The 22118-nt window shown below is 37.1% G+C and carries 13 protein-coding genes and 1 tRNA gene; 5 read left to right on the forward strand and 9 right to left on the reverse strand.

Annotation, left to right across the window (positions count from 1 at the left end):
* Positions 1–4 precede the first annotated feature (4 nt).
* The 4 genes from rfbG to CSEC_RS08535 form a co-directional block, all read right to left on the reverse strand.
* Positions 5–1108, reverse strand: a complete 1104-nt coding sequence (gene rfbG, locus CSEC_RS08520) for a CDP-glucose 4,6-dehydratase (RefSeq protein WP_041018028.1) — start codon at positions 1106–1108, stop codon at positions 5–7.
* Positions 1105–1959, reverse strand: a complete 855-nt coding sequence (locus tag CSEC_RS08525; protein WP_053331931.1) for a sugar phosphate nucleotidyltransferase — start codon at positions 1957–1959, stop codon at positions 1105–1107. The genes rfbG and CSEC_RS08525 overlap by 4 nt, the downstream gene beginning before the upstream one ends.
* Positions 1960–2080: 121 nt before the next feature.
* On the reverse strand, positions 2081–3211 hold the full coding sequence (locus CSEC_RS08530) for a rod shape-determining protein MreC (protein ID WP_053331932.1): 1131 nt from the start codon (positions 3209–3211) through the stop codon (positions 2081–2083).
* The gene (locus tag CSEC_RS08535) at positions 3208–4407 is read right to left on the reverse strand and encodes an aromatic amino acid transaminase (protein WP_053331933.1); all 1200 of its coding nucleotides are present in this window, start codon (positions 4405–4407) and stop codon (positions 3208–3210) included. The genes CSEC_RS08530 and CSEC_RS08535 overlap by 4 nt, the downstream gene beginning before the upstream one ends.
* 160 nt (positions 4408–4567) lie before the next feature.
* Between CSEC_RS08535 and CSEC_RS08540 the strand changes: the two genes are divergently transcribed.
* A tRNA-Ala gene (locus CSEC_RS08540) sits at positions 4568–4640 on the forward strand.
* On the opposite strand, the gene CSEC_RS13030 is transcribed toward CSEC_RS08540, so the two are convergent.
* The 3 genes from CSEC_RS13030 to CSEC_RS08550 are packed head-to-tail and all read right to left on the reverse strand — an operon-like array spanning position 4631 to position 8103.
* A complete protein-coding gene (locus CSEC_RS13030) occupies positions 4631–5296 on the reverse strand; it encodes an NYN domain-containing protein (protein ID WP_079978021.1) in 666 nt (221 codons plus the stop codon). The two genes, CSEC_RS08540 and CSEC_RS13030, sit on opposite strands and share 10 nt — an antisense overlap.
* The gene (gene rdgB, locus CSEC_RS08545; protein ID WP_041018029.1) at positions 5284–5904 is read right to left on the reverse strand and encodes an RdgB/HAM1 family non-canonical purine NTP pyrophosphatase; all 621 of its coding nucleotides are present in this window, start codon (positions 5902–5904) and stop codon (positions 5284–5286) included. The genes CSEC_RS13030 and rdgB overlap by 13 nt, the downstream gene beginning before the upstream one ends.
* 24 nt (positions 5905–5928) lie before the next feature.
* Positions 5929–8103 carry a GreA/GreB family elongation factor gene (locus CSEC_RS08550; RefSeq protein ID WP_041018030.1) on the reverse strand — a complete coding sequence of 725 codons (2175 nt, stop codon included), beginning with the start codon at positions 8101–8103 and terminating at the stop codon, positions 5929–5931.
* A 524-nt stretch (positions 8104–8627) separates the two neighbouring features.
* On the opposite strand from CSEC_RS08550, the gene CSEC_RS08555 reads away from it, so the two are divergent.
* Together CSEC_RS08555 and CSEC_RS08560 are read left to right on the forward strand one after the other, a co-directional pair.
* A complete protein-coding gene (locus CSEC_RS08555) occupies positions 8628–9128 on the forward strand; it encodes a hypothetical protein (RefSeq protein WP_041018031.1) in 501 nt (166 codons plus the stop codon).
* A 119-nt stretch (positions 9129–9247) separates the two neighbouring features.
* Complete coding sequence (locus CSEC_RS08560; protein WP_053331934.1) at positions 9248–10438, forward strand: glycosyltransferase family protein; 1191 nt, start codon at positions 9248–9250, stop codon at positions 10436–10438.
* A gap of 27 nt (positions 10439–10465) precedes the next feature.
* Here CSEC_RS08560 and CSEC_RS08565 read toward each other — a convergent pair whose 3' ends face one another.
* On the reverse strand, positions 10466–10882 hold the full coding sequence (locus CSEC_RS08565; protein ID WP_041018032.1) for a hypothetical protein: 417 nt from the start codon (positions 10880–10882) through the stop codon (positions 10466–10468).
* Between the two features lie 64 nt (positions 10883–10946).
* Here CSEC_RS08565 and mutY point away from each other — a divergent pair, with 64 nt between their 5' ends.
* On the forward strand, positions 10947–11990 hold the full coding sequence (gene mutY, locus CSEC_RS08570) for an A/G-specific adenine glycosylase (RefSeq protein ID WP_041018033.1): 1044 nt from the start codon (positions 10947–10949) through the stop codon (positions 11988–11990).
* 92 nt (positions 11991–12082) lie between these two features.
* A complete protein-coding gene (locus tag CSEC_RS08575; RefSeq protein WP_041018034.1) occupies positions 12083–21328 on the forward strand; it encodes a DUF3638 domain-containing protein in 9246 nt (3081 codons plus the stop codon).
* On the opposite strand, the gene CSEC_RS08580 is transcribed toward CSEC_RS08575, so the two are convergent.
* Positions 21314–22102 carry a glycosyltransferase family 2 protein gene (locus CSEC_RS08580; RefSeq protein WP_041018035.1) on the reverse strand — a complete coding sequence of 263 codons (789 nt, stop codon included), beginning with the start codon at positions 22100–22102 and terminating at the stop codon, positions 21314–21316. The genes CSEC_RS08575 and CSEC_RS08580 overlap by 15 nt on opposite strands.
* Between the last annotated feature and the right edge of the window lie 16 nt (positions 22103–22118).

Below are 22118 nucleotides of genomic sequence, written 5' to 3' on the forward strand. Positions count from 1 at the left end.
ATTCCTATTTTAAAAGCACGCTTCTTGCAAATGATAAATCAATTTCAGCGGCTTGCTCATAAAAGCTTTCTATTTGACTTATAGAAACTTCTTCCACATCACCCTTATCATAAAACTCGCGGTACCAGCGTGTGGTTTCTTTTACGGCATCGATCCAGCTAAAACTAGGCTTCCAGGATAATTTCTCAGCCGCTTTATCAAAAGAAAGCCTTAAGGTTTTCATCTCTTTTGTATTTTCTTTAAATGAAGGGTCTTGAATCCAAGAGCCGTTTCCCCACAAGTTGATCACTGTTTGAGCAAGCTCTTTTGCTGTCACCCCTTTAATTTCTAAAGGCCCAAAATTAAAACTATCGGAAAAGGAATTTGGCTGCTCTATTAGTTTTTTTCCAAGTAAAAGATAGCCAAATAAGGCATCTAAAACATAAAGCCAAGGCCTTACACTATTTGGAGATCTAATTAAAATAGGCTCCTTTCTTGAAAGGGATCTAAAGCAATCGGGAAGAAGGCGATATTTTGAGAAATCTCCCCCTCCAATGATATTTCCGGCTCTTGCTGTAGCAAGGGCCGGCATTGATTCTTTAAAACTTTCTCTATAGGCTCTTACGGCAAGCTCTGACATGGCTTTGCTTGCGCTATAAGGATCTTTTCCACCTAAAGAGTCAATTTCTCTATAGCCATAATCCCAATTTTTATTTTCATAGACTTTATCGGTTGTGATAAAAAGGGCGGCTTTTGAGTCAGACCCTTTTAATGCCTGCAATAAATTAATAGAGCCCATAGCATTGACGTTAAAAGCTTTTACAGGGTCTTGAAAAGAGGGAAATACAAGGGCTTCAGCTGCCAGATGAAAAACGATATCCGGTTTAACGCTTTGGATTAATTTTTCAAGCTCTGCTAAATGAGTAATATCTCCGACTCGATGATCTATTTTTTTTTCAAGTTTCAGAAGACTAAAGAGATTTGGTTCTTCTAAATTTCCTAACGAAAAGCCGGTTACGTCAGCTTTTAGCAAGGTTAACCATAAAGTGAGCCATGAGCCCTTAAAGCCGGTATGACCTGTTACAAGAACTTTTTTTCCTTTGTAGAATGAACGTATCTCTTCTATCATGACACTGCACCGCTTGCAACTTTAAATTGAAATTCTTGCTGGATAAAAGGAAAAGAAGGCGCCCAGGGAGCTTTTCCAAGATTCCAAAGTTTATTAAGTTCGTCCCGATCCCTTTGAGTATCCATGCAGGCCCAGAATCCATTATGTTTATAAATGCAAAGCTCGCCTTTTTGAGAGAGCCGAATCAAAGGTTCTCTTTCCAAAATACAATCGGGATTCTTGGAGAGATAATCGGAGAAAAAATTCTTGTTAAAAAAGAAAAACCCTCCATTGATCCATTTTTCTTTAAATTCCGGCTTTTCATCAAATTCTATGACTTGACTTTCCTCAAGCTTTAGTTCCCCGAACCTTGAAGGGGGATGGACTCCTAAAAGAGTGCCAATTTTTCCGTGGCTTTCATGGAAGCTTAATTCATGCTTCAGATCTGCGTTGCATAAGCCATCTCCATAGGTGACGGCAGCTAAGGGGGCATTACCTATATATTTTTCAGCTGCCATGGCAAGCCTTGCTCCTGTCATGGTATCTTCGCCCGTATAGGCTACAGTGACCTTCCAATCTTCTTTATGATGGGTTGAATGGATAGTGAGATGGTTATTCGACAGATCCACTGTAAAGTCGCTATGCATCGAAGAATAGTTGATAAAATAGGATTTGATGACTTCTGATTTAAAACCCGTGCATAAAACAAAATGCTTAAAACCGGATCGCCTATAAAGATGCATAATATGCCAGAGAATTGGATGGGAGCCAATCGGAACCATAGGTTTTGGCCTGAACTCAGTTTCCTCTTTAATTCTTGTGCCGAGTCCGCCGCAGAGGATAAATACAGGTATCGAAGCGAGATCAATCATAGAAAATCCAGTGTTAACTTTATTACGTAGTGAATCCAAGAAGATTCATCGTAGGTTGCGATTATGGCTTTCTCACCGAGTTTTTTCCTATTGTTTTTTGAAAACTTTATCTCAAAGAAATCTAACGCCCTATCAATGGAGGGAGATCTTCCGGATCAAAACCTTGCGGCGGCAAAACAAAAACGAGATCAAGGTGGTCTAAATCAAAAGCTGAGGGGATAGCGCTAATTTCATAGAAATAATCTCCCTCTTTTAATTTGGAAACATGATCTACGATGCCAACTTTTAGATTGGCCGGAAAAACACCGTCATAACCGGTTGTGATTAATAGATCGCCGGCTTCAACAATAGACCCGTTAGCAAGAGCTGTTGGTTCGTCAATAAGTCTTCCATTAAAAAGATCCAAAGCTTCCCCTTCTTCATCGCTAAAATCGTAATTAAACCCGAACCCTTTTAATTTTTGCCCGGGCGATCGCCAAAGAGGCAGGCTCCTCCCATTGATAATGCCTTTGGCAAGAAGAGTGTTTTTTGAGACCTCTTTACCAATAGCGTCTTTTATTGTTTTAATGGATTTAGCAAGTTCGCTTTGATCCGAATCATCAGGCCACTCCTTGCTTAATAAAATAGCGGAAAAGCCGCTAAGAAGATTAAAGAGCATTTGTTTTTTTAGCTCCCCTCTTGCCACTCTTACTGAAGGTGAGAGACCGGCATCCGTTATTAAACGAACTCTTGATTGTCTGTTCCCTACGTAATCGATCACTCCAACAAGAGCTTCTCCTGAGACCACCGGGCTATTTCGGCAGATAACAGGCTTTTTGAAAGCTTTATTATCTTCTTCACCGACATCCACCCAAATAGAGCTTCCCCATGAATTGGGCGATCTAAATAATACTTTAGCCGGTATTGAGGAAAGGGCCTCTTCAATTTTTTTTTCGAGGATTATCCCCCTTGGGGAATCGTTTCCCTCATTTTTTGAAGAAAGCTGCTTTAGAATTTTTACTTCATGGCTCAAAATCGTCTTTAATTTTTGAACCTCGTTTTTTAGATAGACATTTTCTTCCTGCAGCTTTAGTTTTTCAATCTCCTGTTGAGAAAGGGTGGGTTTCAAAGGGACAAGCAAGCTCCAAATCGGGTTTGCAACGGAAGATGCGAAATCTTTAATTTTCAAAGTTACGCTTTTTGGCAGGGCCAAAAGCATAAAAAAAAGAATAAAGGGCACTAAAAGGCCTTTTGAGAGACGTCTTCTTTTCATGAGACACTTTTAATGGCTTTTAACGATTGAACTACGTAATTCATATTTTTATCTGTCAAAGCAGCAAGGTTGATGCGGCCGTTTTCAGGTAAATAAATGGCAAACCGATCTCTTAGGGAAAGGACTTCTTCAGGAGTTAGGTCAAGAAGCAAAAACATGCCGGCTGTCTTTTCAAAGCGTGCAAGAGAATGGAGGTTTTCATTTTCTAGAGCTTTTTTAAAAGTTGTCCGCATGGCTTGAATTCTTGATTTCATTTTTTCAAGCTCTTGAAACCAAAGGGTTTTAAGCGTATCTTCTTTAAATAAGGATTTAACAAGTTCGCCGCCATGAATGGGCGGGGTTGAATAGGTCGTTCGAATCAATCTTTTAATTTGGCTTAAAGCATTAAGCTTTCCTTCTTCATTTTCTGCTGCCACAAAAAGAGCGCCTACACGATCTCCATAAAGACCCATATTTTTAGAAAAGGAATAGGCAATAGCAAGGGGTATTTTAGCTTCAATAAATGGTTTAAGAGGATTAAGATCCTCTTTTAGAGAATGCTTAAAACCATGATAGGCTAAATCAAAAAAAGGAAATAACCGTTTTTTTTTCACTAGGCTTAAAACCTCTTTCCAGTGCTTTTCCTCGAGATCAACCCCTGTTGGATTGTGGCAAGACACTTGCAGAAGAAGAGGAGTTTCATCGTCTAGAGTTGAAAGGGAGGTCAAAAAGTTTTTATCGATTTCGGATTTTTCTTGGTCATAGTAGGGAATGTTTTTTATGGAAATATTAGATTTTGAAACAATCAGGCAGTGATTCGGCCAAGTGGGTGTTGGGATGGCAATTTCTTTATAGCCTTGGACTTTGAGAAGCTCTATCATTAAGCTTAAAGCCCCCGTACCTCCTAAAGTCTCGATTGCAAAAGCTCTTTGGCTTTGAACAACCTCATCTTTTGATCCCCATAAAAATTCCAGGAAAAGATGATTGAATTCAGGGTCGCCATCTATCGGCAAATATTTTTTAGGCTTCGGTTGAATTGCTTTTTCAGCTTTTGCAATGGAATCCAAGAGGACAAGCTTTCCTTCATCGTCTTTATAAACGCCAATGCTAAGGTTAACTTTTTCTTTCCTCAAGTCCCTATCGAATAAAATTTGCAAGCCTAATATCGGGTCTTCTTCCAATCGCGGCAACTCAGAGAAGTGTTTGATTTTTTTCATAAATGTGAAGCTATCCCTTGATAGAACAGATAAAGAGCTCTATTTTCCTTAAATTTTTGCTCTTGGCAAGAAAAATCTAAATATCATGAAGAGAAAAAAGAGATGAAAGAGAAAGTTTGCTAAAATTGTGTGAAATAGCTATTATATATGAGAAAAAATTGGGGCGTTAGCTCAGTTGGTAGAGCGCAACAATGGCATTGTTGAGGCCAACGGTTCGACTCCGTTACGCTCCATTTATTTTTTTCTGAAATTCTCTAAGCCACCTATCAAAATCACTTTCATTTATTTCACCTGATGTCTTTTTGATTTCTCTCTTTTTTTTAATTTTTCCCTCAGGGAGTTTGCGCTGAGCTCTTGAAGGCGTCTTTATTTCAAGCATCTTGTAAGCTTCTTCAAAAACCTTCAGATAGCGGTCAAAAAGGGCTTCTTCATCGCTTTTTGGTGAAGGCTCGGGTTCTTTTTTTAAAGAGAGAAAAAGAGGCTCTTTTTTTTCGTTCTTAGGGACGGATTTTCTTGGGCGGGATATTTTTTTTAAAAAAGAATGAACAGATTCTGTTTTAGCAAGGCAAGCCTTAGCTCTCCATGCAAGCCTTTTATCAGAGGTGACGACAAGGCAATTTTTAGGCGACTTTTCCCTCTTTATTAATTCTAGAATAGCCTCATCGGCAGTTTCCTTTTCATCTGTAAAAATTATTTCAAGGGAGCCAAGGTAGGCTTTACTTGCTTCGCCCGGCCGATAGTGGGAATCAAAGACAACAACCGATTTGAAGGAAAATTGGCTGAGTCTTTGACTTAAAAATTCAATTAGTTTTTCGCGTTCCTCTTTTAAATTTTCACCGGAACTTAAGAGCTGGAATAGGAGATTATAGCCATCAATTAAGACGAGCATGATACGCTTTCGCTTCGAAGAATCGCATGAAGAGTCGGAAGAAGCTTTTCAAAAGCTTTCCTTCTATGGGAGATCCGGGATTTTACTTTTGGATCAAGCTCTCCAAAGGTTTGATTATAATCATGCTTAATAAAAAGCGAATCATAGCCAAATCCGTTTCGTCCTTTCTCTTCATGAGCTATGTAACCCTCAACAATTGACGTCACCGTTTTTTTTACGCCTTCTTTATTAGCAAGAGTAAGAGAGCATTGAAAATAAGCATTTCTTTCTATGTCTTTTTTCTCGCTTAGCTTTTCAAGGAGTTTTTTTCGGTTTTCATTATCATTTGCGTTCAAACCAGCATATCTCTTGGAGAAAATGCCGGGCTCTTTTCCAAGAGAGGGGACAACAAGCCCTGAATCGTCTGCCAAGACCCATTCATTAAGATGGGAGGCCCCATGGAGCGCCTTGATAGCCGAATTTTCCTCAAAGGTGCTTCCCGTTTCTTCGGGAAGTTTATAATTTGGATAATTAAGAAGAGAAAGCCAATCTATCTCGGATAGATTGGCGAACATTTCCCTAAACTCACGGATTTTATGTAAATTCGATGTCGCAAGGATAATTTTCATAAACGTATATCTTTTAAAAAAAGGTTATTTTTCAAGAAAGCTTGAAATATTTAATACCTTAAAATCATCTTCTCTAAAATGAAAAGTTTCTCCCGGTTTTTTTCCGCACATCGCTTGCGCAAGTTTGGACTGGAAGGAGATGATATTGTTATCAGCGTCGGCATCCCAAGGACCTAAAATAGTAAAAATGAGCCTTTCGTTTTTGGAATTTTCGATCTCCACGACATTTCCGATTCCGACCTCTTCATTTTCAACATCTTGAGGTGAGATAATACGTGCACGGTTTAACAAATCGCCAAGCCTTTTAAGTTCTGATTGAAGGTGGCGCCGTCTTTCAACCGCAAATTTATATTCGGAGTTTTCTCTCAAATCTCCAAGCGCTCTTGCGGCTTCGACTTCTCTTGCATTTTCAATGATCTCAACCGTTCCGATTAACTCTGCACGATCTCTTGTTTTTTTGTAACCTTCTTCTGTCGTCCAAACAATACGGCCATCCAATAAAACACGGTCTTTCTTTTTTTTGTGAGTAGACAAGCTAGGATGCACTACATGTGCAAGCGACCTTAAAGTTTTTTGGTCGTGATCCCCAAAAGAGTGGCATTTTGAAGTTAATAGTAAAAATTCCTTAACAAATTCAATGGAGGTTCCTTCTAGAATCTTTCTAACGGTTTCATAACGTTTTCCGGAAAGAATGACGATCATCTTTTTGGTAAGATCTTTGTACTCAGGCCTTGATTCGATTCTGTGTAGAAGGGTCAAGAAAGATTCCAGGAATCGACCCTCGCCTTCTTTATTTTGGAAGGGGAGATTTTCGATTTCTTTATTTAAAATCTTTTGGAAATACCATACGAAGGTTTCAGGGCTTTCAAGAGGGTTAGCAAGAAGAGCTTCTAAACGCTCTTTAAATTTTTCCCGAGCTTCTGCTTGGCAAAGTTCTTTTGCCATGTAGTCGCGAATAAGGGCTTGCTGAGGGGTAAATAAAAGGTCTAAGAAAATGTCTTGCCAGTCTTCCCTTACCTCACGGATAACTGTCAGCATTCTTTTTTTAAATGCAATGATATTTATGCCATCAAGGATCGTGAAAGGGTCTTTTAGCTCTTTGATGAAGTTTTTTACTGTTTTAAAACCTGTCAGGTCTTCGCCGAAAAGCTGCTCTAAGAAAATGTAGATTTCAAGTTCTTGAGAACGTTTTAAACCGGGGTTTGTTAGCAGCGTTTTCAGGTTATCAATAATCGAAGACTTCACATCTTCTTTTTTTAACATATTTGGAAAATCTCTTACGAAGTTGTAAGAGGTTTGAATGACATCCTCAATGTTTCCCCTGGCTTGAATCTCGTTTTGGAGCCTATCCTCATGTGTAAGCTCTTTAGTTCTAAGTCTAAAAGAGTCTTTTAATTGGGTCGGAGTATTAATTAGGGTATCTTTTTTAAGTTTGGCTCTAGCGGTTTGCCAGAATCTCTGCCAGTCTTTTTCCGGGATGACGATGTCGCAAAGGTCATCTTTAATCTCGGCAGCGGTTCTTGGCCCTAAATCCCTTAAAAGGATTTTTATGATGCCTACAGGATCTTCTTTTGCTTCTTTTTCAAGCTCCTCGGGATTCATAAATCGTTTTGTTAAAAAATGAGTTGAGGGAAGCGGAATTAAGCTTTTAAAGGCATTCGTGAAGGTGATATGTTTTTTTCCGGCCACATATTCGAATTCAACTGAAAGCTGCTCTCTAAGTTCTGAAACTTCGATGATTTCACCGGTTCCCCATCCGCCGTTATGATAAACGCAGTTCCCCTTTTTCATATGAGCTAAAAGGTCATAGTTTGAAAGGGCGCCTTGGAAGTCTGTTTTGCCTCGCATGCCGACAAGGCGTAAATTTTCTTGATACTTAGGATCGCTGCCATATTTCTTCTCTAAAGCTTGGGAGGTAACTTTAGCGAGAGCCTCACTATTAGTATTTTGAAGGTCTATAAGTTTTTTTAAGGCATTATAGTGTTCTTCTTCATTTTTTATATTTTCTAATAAAAAAAGACCCATTTCAGCAAATTTGCCAAAGGTTTTGGCAAACTCACTTTTTTCGATGAGGTTTAAAATTTCGATTAATTCTTCTGAATCGGGAGTATCTGACGCGCAATACTCTTCCCAAAGCTGTAGTATTTTATTAAAATCGCGTTTGGCGATTTGATTTTCGAATTCCTTAATATACCCCATTCTTCTCTTTTCCTTGTCTTAAATGCATCTTATTAGACATGAGCGAAACCATTTGAAACATTCAATTCTCTGAATGTTTCGTTTTTCGATAATGACTAGATTATTATTTGATTGATGAAGAGGGATTACGGCGAGCGGAAGTGGCTGACTATTAGCAAAAAAAGTTTTAGAAGCAGCTTTATGGCTTCCCACGCGTTTCCCCAAATTGATTGTAATGGGTCAAAATAAATCAAAGAAAAGAAATTTCTCTAAAGAATACGCCATTGAGTAATTTCTTGATTTTTTTTTAACCTTGCGTAAAGAACTATACAGCTGATAGTTATTAATTTCAAATCCTTATTTAAAACTTACCTTAAAGAAAAAAATACTCCTTTTTTTGGGCAAAATAGGAGAGCAAAAGAGAAGGGTAATTGAAGATTTTAAAGAAATTATTTATAATTAGAGAAGGCTGCTTTATGGTTTAAGCTTAAGAATTCTTATGTCCTTTATCATTCTCAAATCTTTTCGAGGAACCCGAGGCTTTAGTGGAAGACGAAAATAAGCCAAATATTTTTGATGAAGCCAAAAAAATCGCTGATAAACAGCGTAAAAAAGATCTCTTACGCAAAAAAAAAGCAACAAGCGATAGAAAAAAGCCGGAAGAATCTCAAGAAGAGCTTAAGCCTGATGTTTTGCCCCAAGTTCAGCAAGAAGAGCTTAAGCCTGATGAGGATATAGCAAAAATTTTAGAGAGGGCAAAAAAATTAAGGGAAGACCTAGATTCCAAGATTGACCAGTTGCTTAAATTTAAAGATCAAATCCCTGAGCCTTTTGCTTCTATGCTTCAAGATATGTATAAAATGCCTGAAAAATATCAAGAGCAATTAATTGAAAAGACAAACGAGCTTGTAAACCATATCAATACCATTGTGACCCCTTCAAAAAAAATTGAGCCTCTCGAAAAAAAATCTCAGAAAAATGAAGATAAGAGAGGGCGGAAATCGCAAAAATTAAGAGGGAAGCGCGGTTGGATTTCCATGCAATAGACTTCTTTTTGAAAATCGGAAGGAAGTCTAAAAGACTAAAAAAAGTTTTGCTTGGAGAAAGGGTTGAAAAATAACCCTTTCCAAAGGCAGAGTGACAATAAGTCATACAGGGACATAATATGGTTAAAAAGATTGATCTTTTCATGCCGCCAAGAAGCCAATATGGGGTATTGCACCACTTCACCTTAAAGCTTGCCGAAGCTTTAGTAAGGCAGGGGGTGGATACAGAGGTCTTGGAAGCTGAGTGGAATAATCCAAAGCCCTTTCTTGAAAAAATATTTACGAGAAAGCCGGATTGCACTCTCTCTTTTAATGGGCTGTTACCGGATGATGAGGGGCGTTTTTTCTGCGATCTTATCGGAATTCCCCATGTGGCTTATCTTGTAGACTCCCAAAACCAATTTTTTCCTCTCGTTCAAAGCCCTAACACGATAGTTGTCACAACAGATCAATATTCGCGCGATTTTTTTAGAGGCATCAAATGCCGGAATGTGATTTTCGTCCCGCATGGAGTGGAAAGAGAGCTCAGCCCGGATCTTGAGGCTAACCGGACTTATGATGTCACTATTTTAACTTCGCTTGTTGACTATGAAGATATCAGAACGAGATGGAAAGAAAGATTTCCTAAAGTGATACGGGATGCCATAGATGAAGCCATTGAAGAGACCTTGCTTGGAGATGATGTGTGGTATGTCCAAGCCCTTGTTAATAGCTTAGATCGGCAAATGGAATTAAAAGGAGCTATCGATCCAAGCAAAATTGATTTTATCTCCATTCTTGATGACATGGAAATGTATATAAAAGGTAAAAGCCGGGTCGATCTAATAAAGTCTATCAAGGATGCCAAGGTTCATCTCTTTGGGTCGCCGGGCGATGCTAAATCATGGAGTGATTATCTTGGAGGGAATCTTCCTAATATTCAGGTTCATGAACCTGTTCCCTATGTACAAGCGCTTGATATCTTTAAGCAGAGTAAAATAATTTTAAATGCATCTCCTTGGATTAGAAACGGGTCTCATGAGCGTGTTTTATCCAGCATGGCCTCAGAAGCGCTTGTGATCACAGACTCCAATGAATTCTTAAGGAACAACTTTCAATCCGGCAAGGATTTAATTCTATATCCCTATAAGGATTTTGAAACCGTCAATGACCTTGTTAATGAATACCTTTCCAATCATAAAAAAAGAGAGGAAATCGTTCATAAAGGAAGAGACTCTGTCATGCGCGCCCACACTTGGGATCATCGAGCTAAAACCCTTATCAGGGAACTTGACCCCATTTTAGAGTCTATGCAAAAGAAAACCCCTTGATTGCCGATCATCGGGCAAATGGCTTAATTATTGAATGGGGATATTTTTTTCTAAGGCAAGCTCTTGATTCCAAGCTTCCATGATATCTATTCTTTCTTTGAATAGGCGGATCGGTTTTTCTAAATTTCCTAAAAAATCCTCTTCCAGGAGGGGGTTTTGTAAAAGATGAAGAAGATCTGTAATATTTAAGTGTTTCCCTTCGGCCTTATCGCTTAGTTTAAAATAAAGCAGCTCAATAAAAAGAAAAGCGGCTTCTCTAAGTCTGGCCCTAAGATTTTCCCTAACAGAGGACTCTTCGGTTTGAATTTTGTGAAGCTCTTCCAGATCATTTCCCTTTAAAGCCTTATTTTTTTTTAATAAAAGAAGATAAAGTTCACGAAGTTCTATTTCTAAAAAAGAGAGCTCATGTTTTAATTTTCTAATAGCAAGCGATTTAGCAACCATGATTTATAACTTTGTTTAGTTTTGTTTCCTAATATCAAGATATCAAGCAAAAAACGTGCCAGACATGCCCTATTCTTTTCCCGTAAGTTCCCTCATTCAATGGTTTAAGACTCATAAGCGAGATCTCCCCTGGAGAGAAAATATGAGCCCGTATTCCGTTTGGGTATCCGAGGTGATGCTGCAGCAGACGCAAGCGATAACTGTAATTCCTTACTTTAACCGGTGGATGAAGAGGTTTCCAAATCCAAAGGCTCTTGCGGATGCAAGCGAGCAAGAAGTGATCAAGGAGTGGGAGGGGCTTGGGTATTACTCGCGAGCTCGTAATTTACATCAGGGAGCTAAGCTATTAGTTGAGGCCTATAGGGGAGAGCTTCCGAATACTCGTGAAGAGCTTTGTAAAATTAAAGGAATAGGGGAGTATACATTGGGTGCGATCCTCTCCTTCGCCTTTAAAAAGAAAGCCGCCGCAGTTGACGGCAATACTCTTCGAGTCCTTTCCCGTTTTTTTGCCATAGAGGAGGATATTTCCAAGGGCACTACTCAAAAAAAATTTCAGAAACTCGCTTTTGATATCCTCCCCGATAAAGAGCCGGAGGTTCTTGTTGAAGCGCTGATCGAGCTTGGAGCCACCATTTGCCAGAAAAAACCTAGATGCCTTCTCTGTCCTCTTCAAACGGGATGTCAATCAAGAAGAGAAGGGCGTGAAGAAAGTTTTCCGGTAAAGGTGAAGAAATTAAAGAGTGTAAGGCTTGTAAGGCATCCTCTTCTTTTCATTTGGCAAGACTACCTTCTCATTCGACGCTGCAAGGAAGGAGAAATAATGAGCGGTCTTTATGAGTTTCCCTACTTTGAAGGTGAAACGTTGCCTTCAAAAATTGAAAAGTATGTTCAAGACACGTACTTTTTTAAAGCTGCCTTTAAAAAAGTACTCCCCAAGGAAAAGCATTCTTTTACCGTCCATCAAGTCACTCTTTTCCCCCAAGTTTTCACCTTAAAAAGCTATGAAAAGCTTCCAAAAGATTATGTTTTTGAAAAAATTGAAAAACTAACCTTACTACCCTTTTCTTCAGGACATCGCAAAGTTCTGTTAAGTTTTATTAAGAATTAATTAATTTTTTAAGTTAAATAGAGAATTGTTACAAAAAATAGAAAAATTTGATAAACTATTAAATTAAAAATTAATAAATTATTAAGGTTTTTATGTTTTTTGATGCTCGTGCTCTTCCTAAAGGGTCCCCTTCATTTTTTCCAACGGATTTATATAAGCGAAATGAGGAGGCTCTTAAAGAAGACGCCCCGGCTCGCATTGAAAGAGAGGAAGTCTCCTTTAACGACAAGCCAAAGAGTTTTGAAACCTTTGATTTAAAGCTTTTTGCCAACGAAACAAGTGATTCTCTTATAAAGGATACTTCCCTAGAGGGTACGAGTTTTCATAAAGCGATTGATAGATTTTCAAACGTATTAGAAAGCGTATTTGAACAATTGGCAAGAAGAGGCAACACCGTTCCTTCTTTTAATTTGCAATGCTTGAATCAAATAAAAGAGGTTAGTTTAGAATTAGAGGATGTAGCTCTTTCTTATAGTTTAAAAAATTACAAGAAATTAGTTGATAAGCTTTCCGATAGATTTGCGGATTTACAAAAAGGTGAATCCTTTTACTTTCCCGGAGGATGGTATGGACGCCCGGGTCACGCAATGATTTATATCGTTGAAAGGCAAAATAATGGGAAATTCAGCTTTACAATCGTAAATACCGGGGCTGGTTTAGAAAACCATCCAAGTTATTTTAAAAATGGAAAAAGGTATTATCAAACCCATCTAAAAAAAAGGGATATAGAGGAAGCGGACCTTTTAAATAATGATTTTATTTCTAGTCTAATCGAGCCTCAAATTTACCCTATTTGGAAAATTAAAAATGAAGCCTCAGAAAAAAATATCTACCAAGGAATTTTCTCGTCTTTAAGAGGAACTGTTGAGAAATTAGATTTTAATCTTTTCCCTGAATTTTTTGAGACTTCGCAAAACGCAGGCACTTGTACTTTTAAATCTCTTTTTGCAAGCTTAAGGCAAAAATGCCTTACCGGATTTCCAACTAAAGAAGAAGGACTTAATTTTTATAAAACAATTAAATTTCATTATAAAAATAACGCCCTCTTAGACGCCTGTTATGATTACTTTGTAGTAAACCTTAATGAACACTTAAGGACGAAATCTAGACTTAATGTAAATTTTAATGAACGCTTAAGAACGAAACCTACTCTCATAAAAAATTTGGCTCAAAATCAAGCGAGAGCCGCTCTTAAACTCTTTAACAAAGGGCTTATTAGTTCTCATGAATTAAAGGAAATAGAGAATCTAATTACAGAAATCAATAGAAGGCTTGAAGAAAGAAAAAAATTAGAGAAAAAAGCAACTTCTAAGCCTCCCATTCAATTTGCAGACGTTTTACCAAGACCTATTATAGAAACTTTCAATTGCTTAAATCAGCCTAGTTTTAGCAGTTTGGCTACAAACAATAAGTCCTCAGAAGCCACACTTAAGTTGGATAGAGCGAATCTTCTTATAGAGATTCAAGAAGCGCCTCCCATTAATAGCGTAGATGTCTACCTAAAAAATGCAACCGATGTTTTAGAGGGGTTGTTAAAACGGGCAAATGAAAAGGATTCAAAATTACTTCAAGAGATTTTAATTAAGCTTACCAAAAGCTTGCCCATTCCTAATAAAAATAAACCTTATTGGGATAGTCTACCCGATGAAAAGATAGAAACTTGTTTAGAATCACTCTATAAAATAAGCCGCCTATTTTTATCTGTTTCAACCTGCTTAAAAGAGGGACTATCTCCAGAGGCGTATTTAGAATTGCATGCATTGACTGCAATAGCCGAATTTTTATGCTTTAAAAAAAATGACCTAAACATAAGTAAAGAAGTCCTTCCAATCGAAGGTTTAATTGTCTTTTATCAAAAAGCCGGCGTCCATTTAAAGGACCCTCTGGCACATGATCGTTTACAAGAAATTTTAGAATGTCGAAAAAACCCTTATGATTTAACTAAAACTGAAAGAAATTTTGCAGCTTCCTATAAAAATTCGCTTTTTTATTTTACTGACAAGTATTACCAAGGGGAACTAGCCAATGGTTTTTGGCGTAGCGATTTGCAGCAGAATAAGTATGGAAAATACTTAAAAAAATGTTTAAGCGACTCTGGAATACAAAGACAGTTAAAAAAACACCGGCTTGATTCTTTACCTGAAAAGAAAAAAATTAAAAAACTGCATGAAGATCGGTTAGAGATAAACGATATGGATAGGCTTTTACCAAAGAGCCATCACTATCTAAGACAGATTTTCTTGGCTACAGAACTTAGGGTTCCTAACTCTAAAGCTTCCGCAGGAGAATTTATGGAGTTCATCCAGCGAGGAAAATACTACTATTGTAAAATGAAAGGGGATAATAATACTCCCAAAAGGATTGAATCTAAAAGAGCTGAAAAATGGTCTTTTCATAATATCGAGCTAATTCCTTCTAACAAACTAGAATTTGCCGGCTTATCTCAAAATAAACTCATGTTTCAAAGAGAAATGGAAGCCCAGCAAGAAGAAGGCCTTATCTCAGTTTCCGGACCCGATGAGATCATAAGAGCAATAGATTTTTACGAAACCCTTCCTATTTCTGAATATGAAAATGAAGCTAAAAGAGCTCGTTTAGCAAGTCACTTTTTTAGACCTCTTAGGCTTAAAAATGCGATCACAAGTGATCCTAGAGTGGCTGTAAAAATTTTTAATTTTCTTCATCAAAAAATTGATTACTTTAAGAGTAAAAATAATATTGAGGCAGTTTTATTTTTTGTAAATTTAGCTTCGGCTATAACACCCCATATTTACCACCTTTTCAAAACACATAGAAATCGCTTTGAGGAACTTGGTTTAAAAAACTTAATGTTCATTAGAGACTACAGAGATGAGTTGCAAAATCATGTCTTGCCTCTATCTAAAACGCTTGAGGCGAAAATTGAAGTCTATCGTCAAATTGCTTACATAAGGGGTTCCAATAGTGAAGTTATTGAAGCGTTTTTAGCAGGAACTTTAGATGAAGAAACAAAGGAATTGCTTGCTTTAGACCTATTGACTGAAAGAATTTTACCTGAAGACCAAAGTGCGTACCCTTTCACGGTTGATTCTGAAAAGGCTCAAATTATATTGGAAAAAAGGCTTTTTGAGTTTCTTAACTCTGATAAAAAAGATTCAATCTTAAATAAGCTGCTAAATCGGTTTATAGAGGGCGAACACGATTGGAATCCTCTTTCAGATACTTGTTTTTCTGCAAATAATGGTTTATTAAAAATAGATTTTTCAACAGGCTATCTTATAAATAACAATCGTTTTTTGTTTCCTATTCCAAGAGCTGTTTCCGAACACCCTCTTTTTCTTAAAGTATTCAAAAATGTGACGGACATTGTCCCATATAGCGATCAGAAGGGAGTTATTAGTAATTTTATCATCTATGAGGGTAAGGAAGAGTCTAAGGTTTTTTTAGAAATTCAAAAAGGAAGAGTCAAAGACATAATTATTTATAAAACAATCGATAACAGAAAGTGTATTTCAGTAAATGCTAAGGAATTAAAACAAAAATTACGTGACGTCCTTAAAGTTGATATTCTTGATGAAGAGGATGTGGTTTGGAAATCCTCTCTTAAGGATGGTAAGGGTTATTTTAGGATTGAGAGAAAAAATGGGGATTTTTTCCTTATCCACTTTACCGAAGATAGTGAAAAAACTTTCAATGTAACAGGTATCACAAGAAATGATTCTCCTTATCAAATAGTCGATGCGTATCACTTTCCCGTTTTGAATAAGATGGGTATAGAAAACTTGAGTCAAATTTTATGTTTAGTAAACCCAAAAAATGGCCATTTAAAGCAAATAGAATACCTGAGACTAAACCTTAGCTTTGATGTGAGGGATGTAAAGGGTCAAAGATTTGCATTCTCTAAAGAATTTCCAGGTTTTTATATTGCTCCGGATCAAAACAAAAGTTTTTGCGGCCTCTCTAATTTAGGACTCATATTAGAAAATTCTGAAGGACAGAGAAAATTTATCCTCCCAAACAATAAAAGAGACTTTAGAGCTGTGAAAGGAAAGCCTTTTGACATCTTAGAATTGCCTTCTGAAAAAGGGACAAGAGCCTTAGCTTATGATATTGAAACCACTTCTTCCGGAGATCGATTAAAGCCTTTAAGCAGTTATGATGCCCTTTATGCGGCCTATTTAATGGCATTACAAAAACATTACGGGCAATCCCTTTATTATATAAACAAAGCCTTAACTGTAAAAGCTTATACGAAAGAAGAATTGGAGTTAATAAAAACCTTTTTGAGTAAGCTTAAGAGTGATGGTCATCCGAGCGCCAGAGTTTTATATTTAAGAATATTTTTGATTCAACGAGAAAATACTCAAAAATATACTCCTAATGATCTTGGGAAAATAAGTCAGGAGGATCTTTTAGAAGTTGGAAGCTGCTATTCAGAATGGCTAAAGCTCAGGCGAAATGAAACTGCTTGCAGATTAAGCTTAAGCGAGGAGAAATCGCTTCTTAGGCTCTTTTTTGATAGTCATAGTAAGATGGCTGATTCCGGAAAAATTTTGAAAGGCATAATTGGGATTGTATCCTGTCTAAAATCTAGATTGCGCGAACTCACAACAAGGGCAGAAGAGCCTTTTTCAGACCCAAACATTGAGCTTTTTTCTCAATATTTAAATACACCTGTAAAAGGTTCCTTTTCGAAAATTAAAGGAGACTTTTTTAAAGTGTTTGGGAATTACCTTAAACCTTTGGAAGACTTCAATGAGACTTTAACCATATCCGGGAGTGAATTTAGGACTTGGGTTCCCACTTTTTATAATATTTTGGTTGAAGCATACCAAAATAACACCAAAGAAAATGTTGAGAAAGCAAATAAGGTTTCCAAGATTTTAACTCTCATGGAAGGATCTTCTTTTTGCTCTAAAAAACATGAAAAGCATTTTCATTTTTTTTACTTTTTGAAACAAGTTCGAGACTATCCCTCAAAATTTCCTCCTCTTTCACAGATAAAGGAGTTTATTGAATATAACGGTTTAGATCCCTGTCAAAAATGGGCTGGGAAAAGCAACGGTGATAGCTTTTTAATGAAACTGGATGCTCTTTCTAAACATTTACCAGGACCGAAAAAACAATCTTTAGTAAACGCCGTTTCCACTTTGAAAAAAACTGATGACTTGGAAACTTTAATTAACGAAGTACCAAAGCTTGAAGAATTTCTTGAGCTTTCTTTTAAAGTCAGCCCCGCTGAGATTAAAGAAAGCGCTTTTGATATCGATACAGAAGTGATAGACCCTATCTTTGATAAGTATGTGAAAAATTTCTTTGATCAAGATAGAGTAGCGCCTCAAGAGTCTTTTTCATTTGATCCTTTTGGAGAGGATGAACTGACAAAAACTAAGTCTGAAGAGCTGAAGCATCGAATGGACGTTTACTATGCAGCAAAAAAAGATAATCAAGTTCTTTACACTTTAAAAAGCGGCGCTTCTTTAGAAAAATTAGAAAAAAAATTAGGCGGGCTTGTAGTTAAATATAGACGTAAGTTGAAACAAAAAGAAGATTTGTTAACAAAAGGCCTTAACACGTTATCTATAGATGAATGTGCGTATCGGCATTTGCATGTTCTTGGAAAAGAAGTTCCTAAAGTGACTTTAGAGGATGGAATGACTCTTTATATCCTAGGGAAATTGCCTCCTGAATTAGATAAAGAAATGGGGATCTATCTTGCTATGAAAGCAAGGCATGCCCAAGCAGAAGCCTGTCTAAAAGCCGCACAAAAAATTGCTAAATCCGAAGAGTCTCTAAATGAAAAGGAGCTTGCTCTTCATGGGCTTGCTCAAGGCCTTTCTCAGAAAAGAGCCTACAATTCTTTAAAGCATCACAAACTAGAAAGGCTCTATCTTGTATTTGAAGCGAAAAACGGTCTTTTATTAAGACCTAAACAAGTAGATATTTTAAATTATTTTGCTGAGTATAAAAATGAAGCAAAAGAGCTCATCGCGATGCTTGGAACAGGAAGCGGTAAATCCAAGATTTTAGCACAGCTTATGCAGTTATTAAGAAGAGAGATGACACCTCTTGTATTAAATTTATGGCCTTCGCCTCTTTACAATGTAAATACGCTTGATACAAAGTCTCAAGTTGAAAAAAGCAACGGGCAAAGAGCTGATACTTTTGAGTTTGATAGAAGCATTAATACATCCAAAGAACGGCTTCGTTTTATGTTAAGAGAGCTTAGGGAAGCCCCTTCTCAAGCAAGACAGTTAAACACCAAGTCAAACGATATACAAAGCTTTGAGCTTAAGTTTTTAGAAATTTTAGACCTTTACTCTAAAGAAAAATTAAAAGAAGAAGGGGTCATAAATCTTTTCCAAGAAATTTTAAAAACTTTTAGAGCGTCTGAAGCCCATATGGACGAAACGCATATTACTTCCTCACCTAAAAAAGAATTAAACTTTACCATCGGCGAGCCGGAATCTATTGATGCTAACCATGTCAATGCCATTGAAATGGTTTATAGAACCCTGATAGAGCATTTTAACGAACTTGTTAAACTTAATAGTTTTAAAGCTCTTCTTAAAAAAGAAGACTTTACCCAGGAAGTAAAGTTAAAATTAGCGGAATCCTTAGCGAGGTATCTTGAAATCAAAGAGGAAGAGAAAGAATCGTACCTTAATTACGTGACAAAAAGAGAGTGCGAAGATCCGGATTGGCTGTCTCTACATCCAAAACGAGAAGAAATCACAACAGTTAGAGGAGAAATTACTTTCTTACTTGCTGAAACTCTCTCTAAAGCAACTTCTGTTAATTATGGCTTAAGCAAAATCGATCCTACTATTGAGTATATAAAGCCTTATGAAGGGAATGATGCATGCGTAGAAACTGCTGAATATGACAATCCCCATGAGACCTTAAATAAAACCTATCAATATTACCTTTGCCGAAGATTGACAGAGGATCAAATATGGAAACTCGTGGCGTCACTACAAAAACAGGGTCTTGATCAAGCAAGGAAAAGAGGCTCTGATCCAAAAGAAACAGCCGCTTATGCTGAATTTGAGGAAATCTTTCCTAAAAAAGTTCCGCGCTTATTTTCCTTAACGAAAGAAGATGTAAAAACCCATTTAGCTAAAATTAATAAAAATAACGAATTAATTTTTTACTACGTGAGGAAGGTCGTAGCACCCACTATCGTGCAATATAAAGAAAAATTTAAAAGCGATGCTCAGAATCTTAAGAGCTGCTTTGGATCTGTCATTGGCATGAGCGCAACGCCCGGAGCTAAAGAAATTTATGGCAAGGAGGTTGTTTATAGACCCGATAAAGGTAGTGACGAGCTTATTTTAGACACCTTGTCAAGGAAATGCGCGGACCCATCAACAATTCATGTTTTAGATTCAAGCCAGCCGAGGGATATTTTGGAAGAGCTTCTTAGGAAGCTTCTTCCTCCAAATACTCCGATCCGAATGATCATTGACATGGGCTCTCTTTTTAAGGGAATTGGAAATAAAGAGTTTGCCATTAAGCTTCTTGATCATTTTGAGAAGAATCAGCTTAGTTTTAAAGGGGTTGTTTTCTTCCATGAGGATCATTTAATGTCCCTTGAAAAGGATGCTAAGGGTCATATCCAATGTCTTCACATTGAGAGAAGTCAATTAAAACTTAATGAGCGCTTTACTTATTGTGACAATAAGCATGTCTTTGGCTCTGACATAAAACAAGACCCTGAAGCGATCGGTCTTTGCACTTATGATCGCGATGTCGATTTAGATTTAATGCTCCAAGGAGTCGGAAGGCTTCGAGAGCTTACTCAAAATCAAAGTGTCGAGTGGGTTTTAACAAAGGAAGTTAAGGATGTCATAAGTGAAAAACCTTTAACTTTCGTGGATTTAAGAAATCTATCTATAAAAAATCAAGCCGAAAAAGAAGCAGATGATCTCTTTCGATCTTTAAAACAACAGATGAAAAACGAAATTCGAAATCTTATGATCTTAAAGCTTATCTATGCTGAAGATGAAAAAGAGGTGATAGCCTTATATAATGATTTTAGAAGCTTTTTAGTAGAAAAAAAACCGACTACAGGCCTTGAGCTTTATGGAGGGGCTCAAGAAGAGGTTAGCGCCCTCTTTGCTTTAACGATAGAAAGAAAAAAGCTCAAGGAAATTGCTTTAGGAATAAACTCCTTTAGTCCGGATGAAAAAGAATACTTATGTAAATCTCTTAAGGCATATAAACAAAAAATAATTGAACTTGAATCCAGACTACCCTCTAAAGTTAAGCTTGGAGCTTCCTTATTAGAAACAGAAAACGAAATTCAAGATGAGATTTCTCTTGAGATGGAAGCCTTCATCGAAAATGTGACTGCAACTAATACCGGCAGAGTCAAGAGACGGTCTTATAGATGGAATTCTTTTGACCTTTATAATAGTAATTGGACAAAAACGACTTCCGTGACTTTTAATATAGCAAGATTTATTGGCAACATCTTTTCTTTCTTAAAAACGGTTGTTTTTGAATCGTTTTCGCCAATTGCAGCGATGGTTGAAGATTTAAGCGGCTCTAGAGGTTTAATGAAGCTTGCTAAGATCCCTATCTATATCATCGCAGCTTGCATAAATGCGGCGGCATTTTTAGTTTTTGCCGCGACAATTGCTCTGCCAGCTCTTGCGTTAGCTGGAGGGGTCGCTATCCTGAATCTTACCGGGCATACCTTTAGAAGGGTATCTTTAGCGAATTATTCAGTCCCTCTTTTCGAAGCTGAAAAAGTCCTTGGCGTTTCAAAAGAGTTGGAAGTCTCAAAGGAACTTATGAAAGGCACCAAAAATCATAAGATTCTTATGACCAATAATTTTGTCACCCTTATTGAGCCGAATGCCGATAAACCGATCATGGAAGTTTTAGGTAAGGATCAAAGGATTTGCCATGAGGTGATTGTGGTTCAAGATACGAACCAAAATGGAGTTAAAGCCTATACCGTTATTTTAGGGGATCAATCAACCGATGCTAGATTCTTTAGAAAAGAGCTCATGAAAGATGCTCTTACAACGACTGCAGAAGAAGCAAATAAGAGGACTCGAAAAGTCTTTCTTTATGATTTAAGGCTTGGCGTTGTCGCAGATAGCAAAAATTTTATAGATGAAGAAGAGCTAAGAAGAGATAACGGTTTTCTAGAACTTATCGTAAAAACTAAAATTTTTAATGGAGATGTCAACTATAGCCTTGAAGAGGAAAAGGTCCTCTATAAAATGCTAGAAGATGAGACTGTAAAAAAACAAGCCGCTGCCATTATTAAAAAATCGCTTGTTTGGAAGCCGGAAAGAAGAAATCAATTTACTCAAAGCCATTTAAACGAATTAATCTTTGCTTAAAACGCTTTTTTTAGAAGCTTCCTTAAGGGATTGATTTTTTTCAAAAAGTTTTAAGTACTTGTAAAAGGCCGTTATTCCGTTATAAGAAGAGATGACAAAGCCCTCATAACCATTTGTCACACCATTTTTTAAAAAATAGCTTTTAAAAAAGGCAAAAGAGCCATGCAAAAGAGCCTTCCAAGGGGAGCTTCTCTTTCTTCCTGCATTTTCTTTAGCGAAAAGCTCAGAGTAATGCTGCATTTTGCTAAGAAAGTCAGACAGGTTCTGGTAGGAGGTATGAAAAAGGGGCTGGCTTAAGTACTTTATTTGGGCAAGGTTTACTTTTATTTGCTCATGAACCTCGGCGTTAGTAAAACAAGTTTTTCTTCGATTATAGAGCCTGTATTGAAAATCGGGATGCCAGCCGCAGGAATGGATCCACTTTCCGTTATAAAAATTTTTTCTGGATACCGCGTAAACGGTATTTTCTTCTAATTTAAGTCTGAGTAATTCCTGGATTAAGCCGGGCGACAAGATTTCATCGCTATCAATTGAGAAAATCCAGTCGTTTTTTGCAAGGGAGCTTGCAGTATTATGAGTTTTCCCAAACCCCTCAAAGACGCCTTCAAAAACTTTAGTGTTATTATAAGTTTTGGCGATTTTTATCGTTTCATCCGTCGAACCGTTGTCATAGATCAGCACTTCCTCAAAGTCTTGCAAACTTTCAAGAGTTGCCTTGATTGTTTTTTCGGAATTTTTAGTTAGTATTGTAAAAGAAATATTTTTGAAATCCATTATTCCATTCCAGTTT

The sequence above is a fragment of the Criblamydia sequanensis CRIB-18 genome, from assembly GCF_000750955.1.
Taxonomy (GTDB): domain Bacteria; phylum Chlamydiota; class Chlamydiia; order Chlamydiales; family Criblamydiaceae; genus Criblamydia; species Criblamydia sequanensis.

What these genes read in the sequence shown, in the direction of transcription:
- CSEC_RS08525 (WP_053331931.1), bottom strand. Translation starts at nt 1,959, where the DNA reads ATGATTGATCTCGCTTCGATACCTGTATTTATCCTCTGCGGCGGACTC.
- CSEC_RS08530 (WP_053331932.1), bottom strand. Translation starts at nt 3,211, where the DNA reads ATGAAAAGAAGACGTCTCTCAAAAGGCCTTTTAGTGCCCTTTATTCTT.
- CSEC_RS13030 (WP_079978021.1), bottom strand. Translation starts at nt 5,296, where the DNA reads ATGCTCGTCTTAATTGATGGCTATAATCTCCTATTCCAGCTCTTAAGT.
- mutY (WP_041018033.1), top strand. Translation starts at nt 10,947, where the DNA reads ATGCCCTATTCTTTTCCCGTAAGTTCCCTCATTCAATGGTTTAAGACT.
- CSEC_RS08580 (WP_041018035.1), bottom strand. Translation starts at nt 22,102, where the DNA reads ATGGATTTCAAAAATATTTCTTTTACAATACTAACTAAAAATTCCGAA.
- CSEC_RS08535 (WP_053331933.1), bottom strand. Translation starts at nt 4,407, where the DNA reads ATGAAAAAAATCAAACACTTCTCTGAGTTGCCGCGATTGGAAGAAGAC.
- CSEC_RS08550 (WP_041018030.1), bottom strand. Translation starts at nt 8,103, where the DNA reads ATGGGGTATATTAAGGAATTCGAAAATCAAATCGCCAAACGCGATTTT.
- rdgB (WP_041018029.1), bottom strand. Translation starts at nt 5,904, where the DNA reads ATGAAAATTATCCTTGCGACATCGAATTTACATAAAATCCGTGAGTTT.
- CSEC_RS08565 (WP_041018032.1), bottom strand. Translation starts at nt 10,882, where the DNA reads ATGGTTGCTAAATCGCTTGCTATTAGAAAATTAAAACATGAGCTCTCT.
- CSEC_RS08560 (WP_053331934.1), top strand. Translation starts at nt 9,248, where the DNA reads ATGGTTAAAAAGATTGATCTTTTCATGCCGCCAAGAAGCCAATATGGG.
- rfbG (WP_041018028.1), bottom strand. Translation starts at nt 1,108, where the DNA reads ATGATAGAAGAGATACGTTCATTCTACAAAGGAAAAAAAGTTCTTGTA.
- CSEC_RS08575 (WP_041018034.1), top strand. Translation starts at nt 12,083, where the DNA reads ATGTTTTTTGATGCTCGTGCTCTTCCTAAAGGGTCCCCTTCATTTTTT.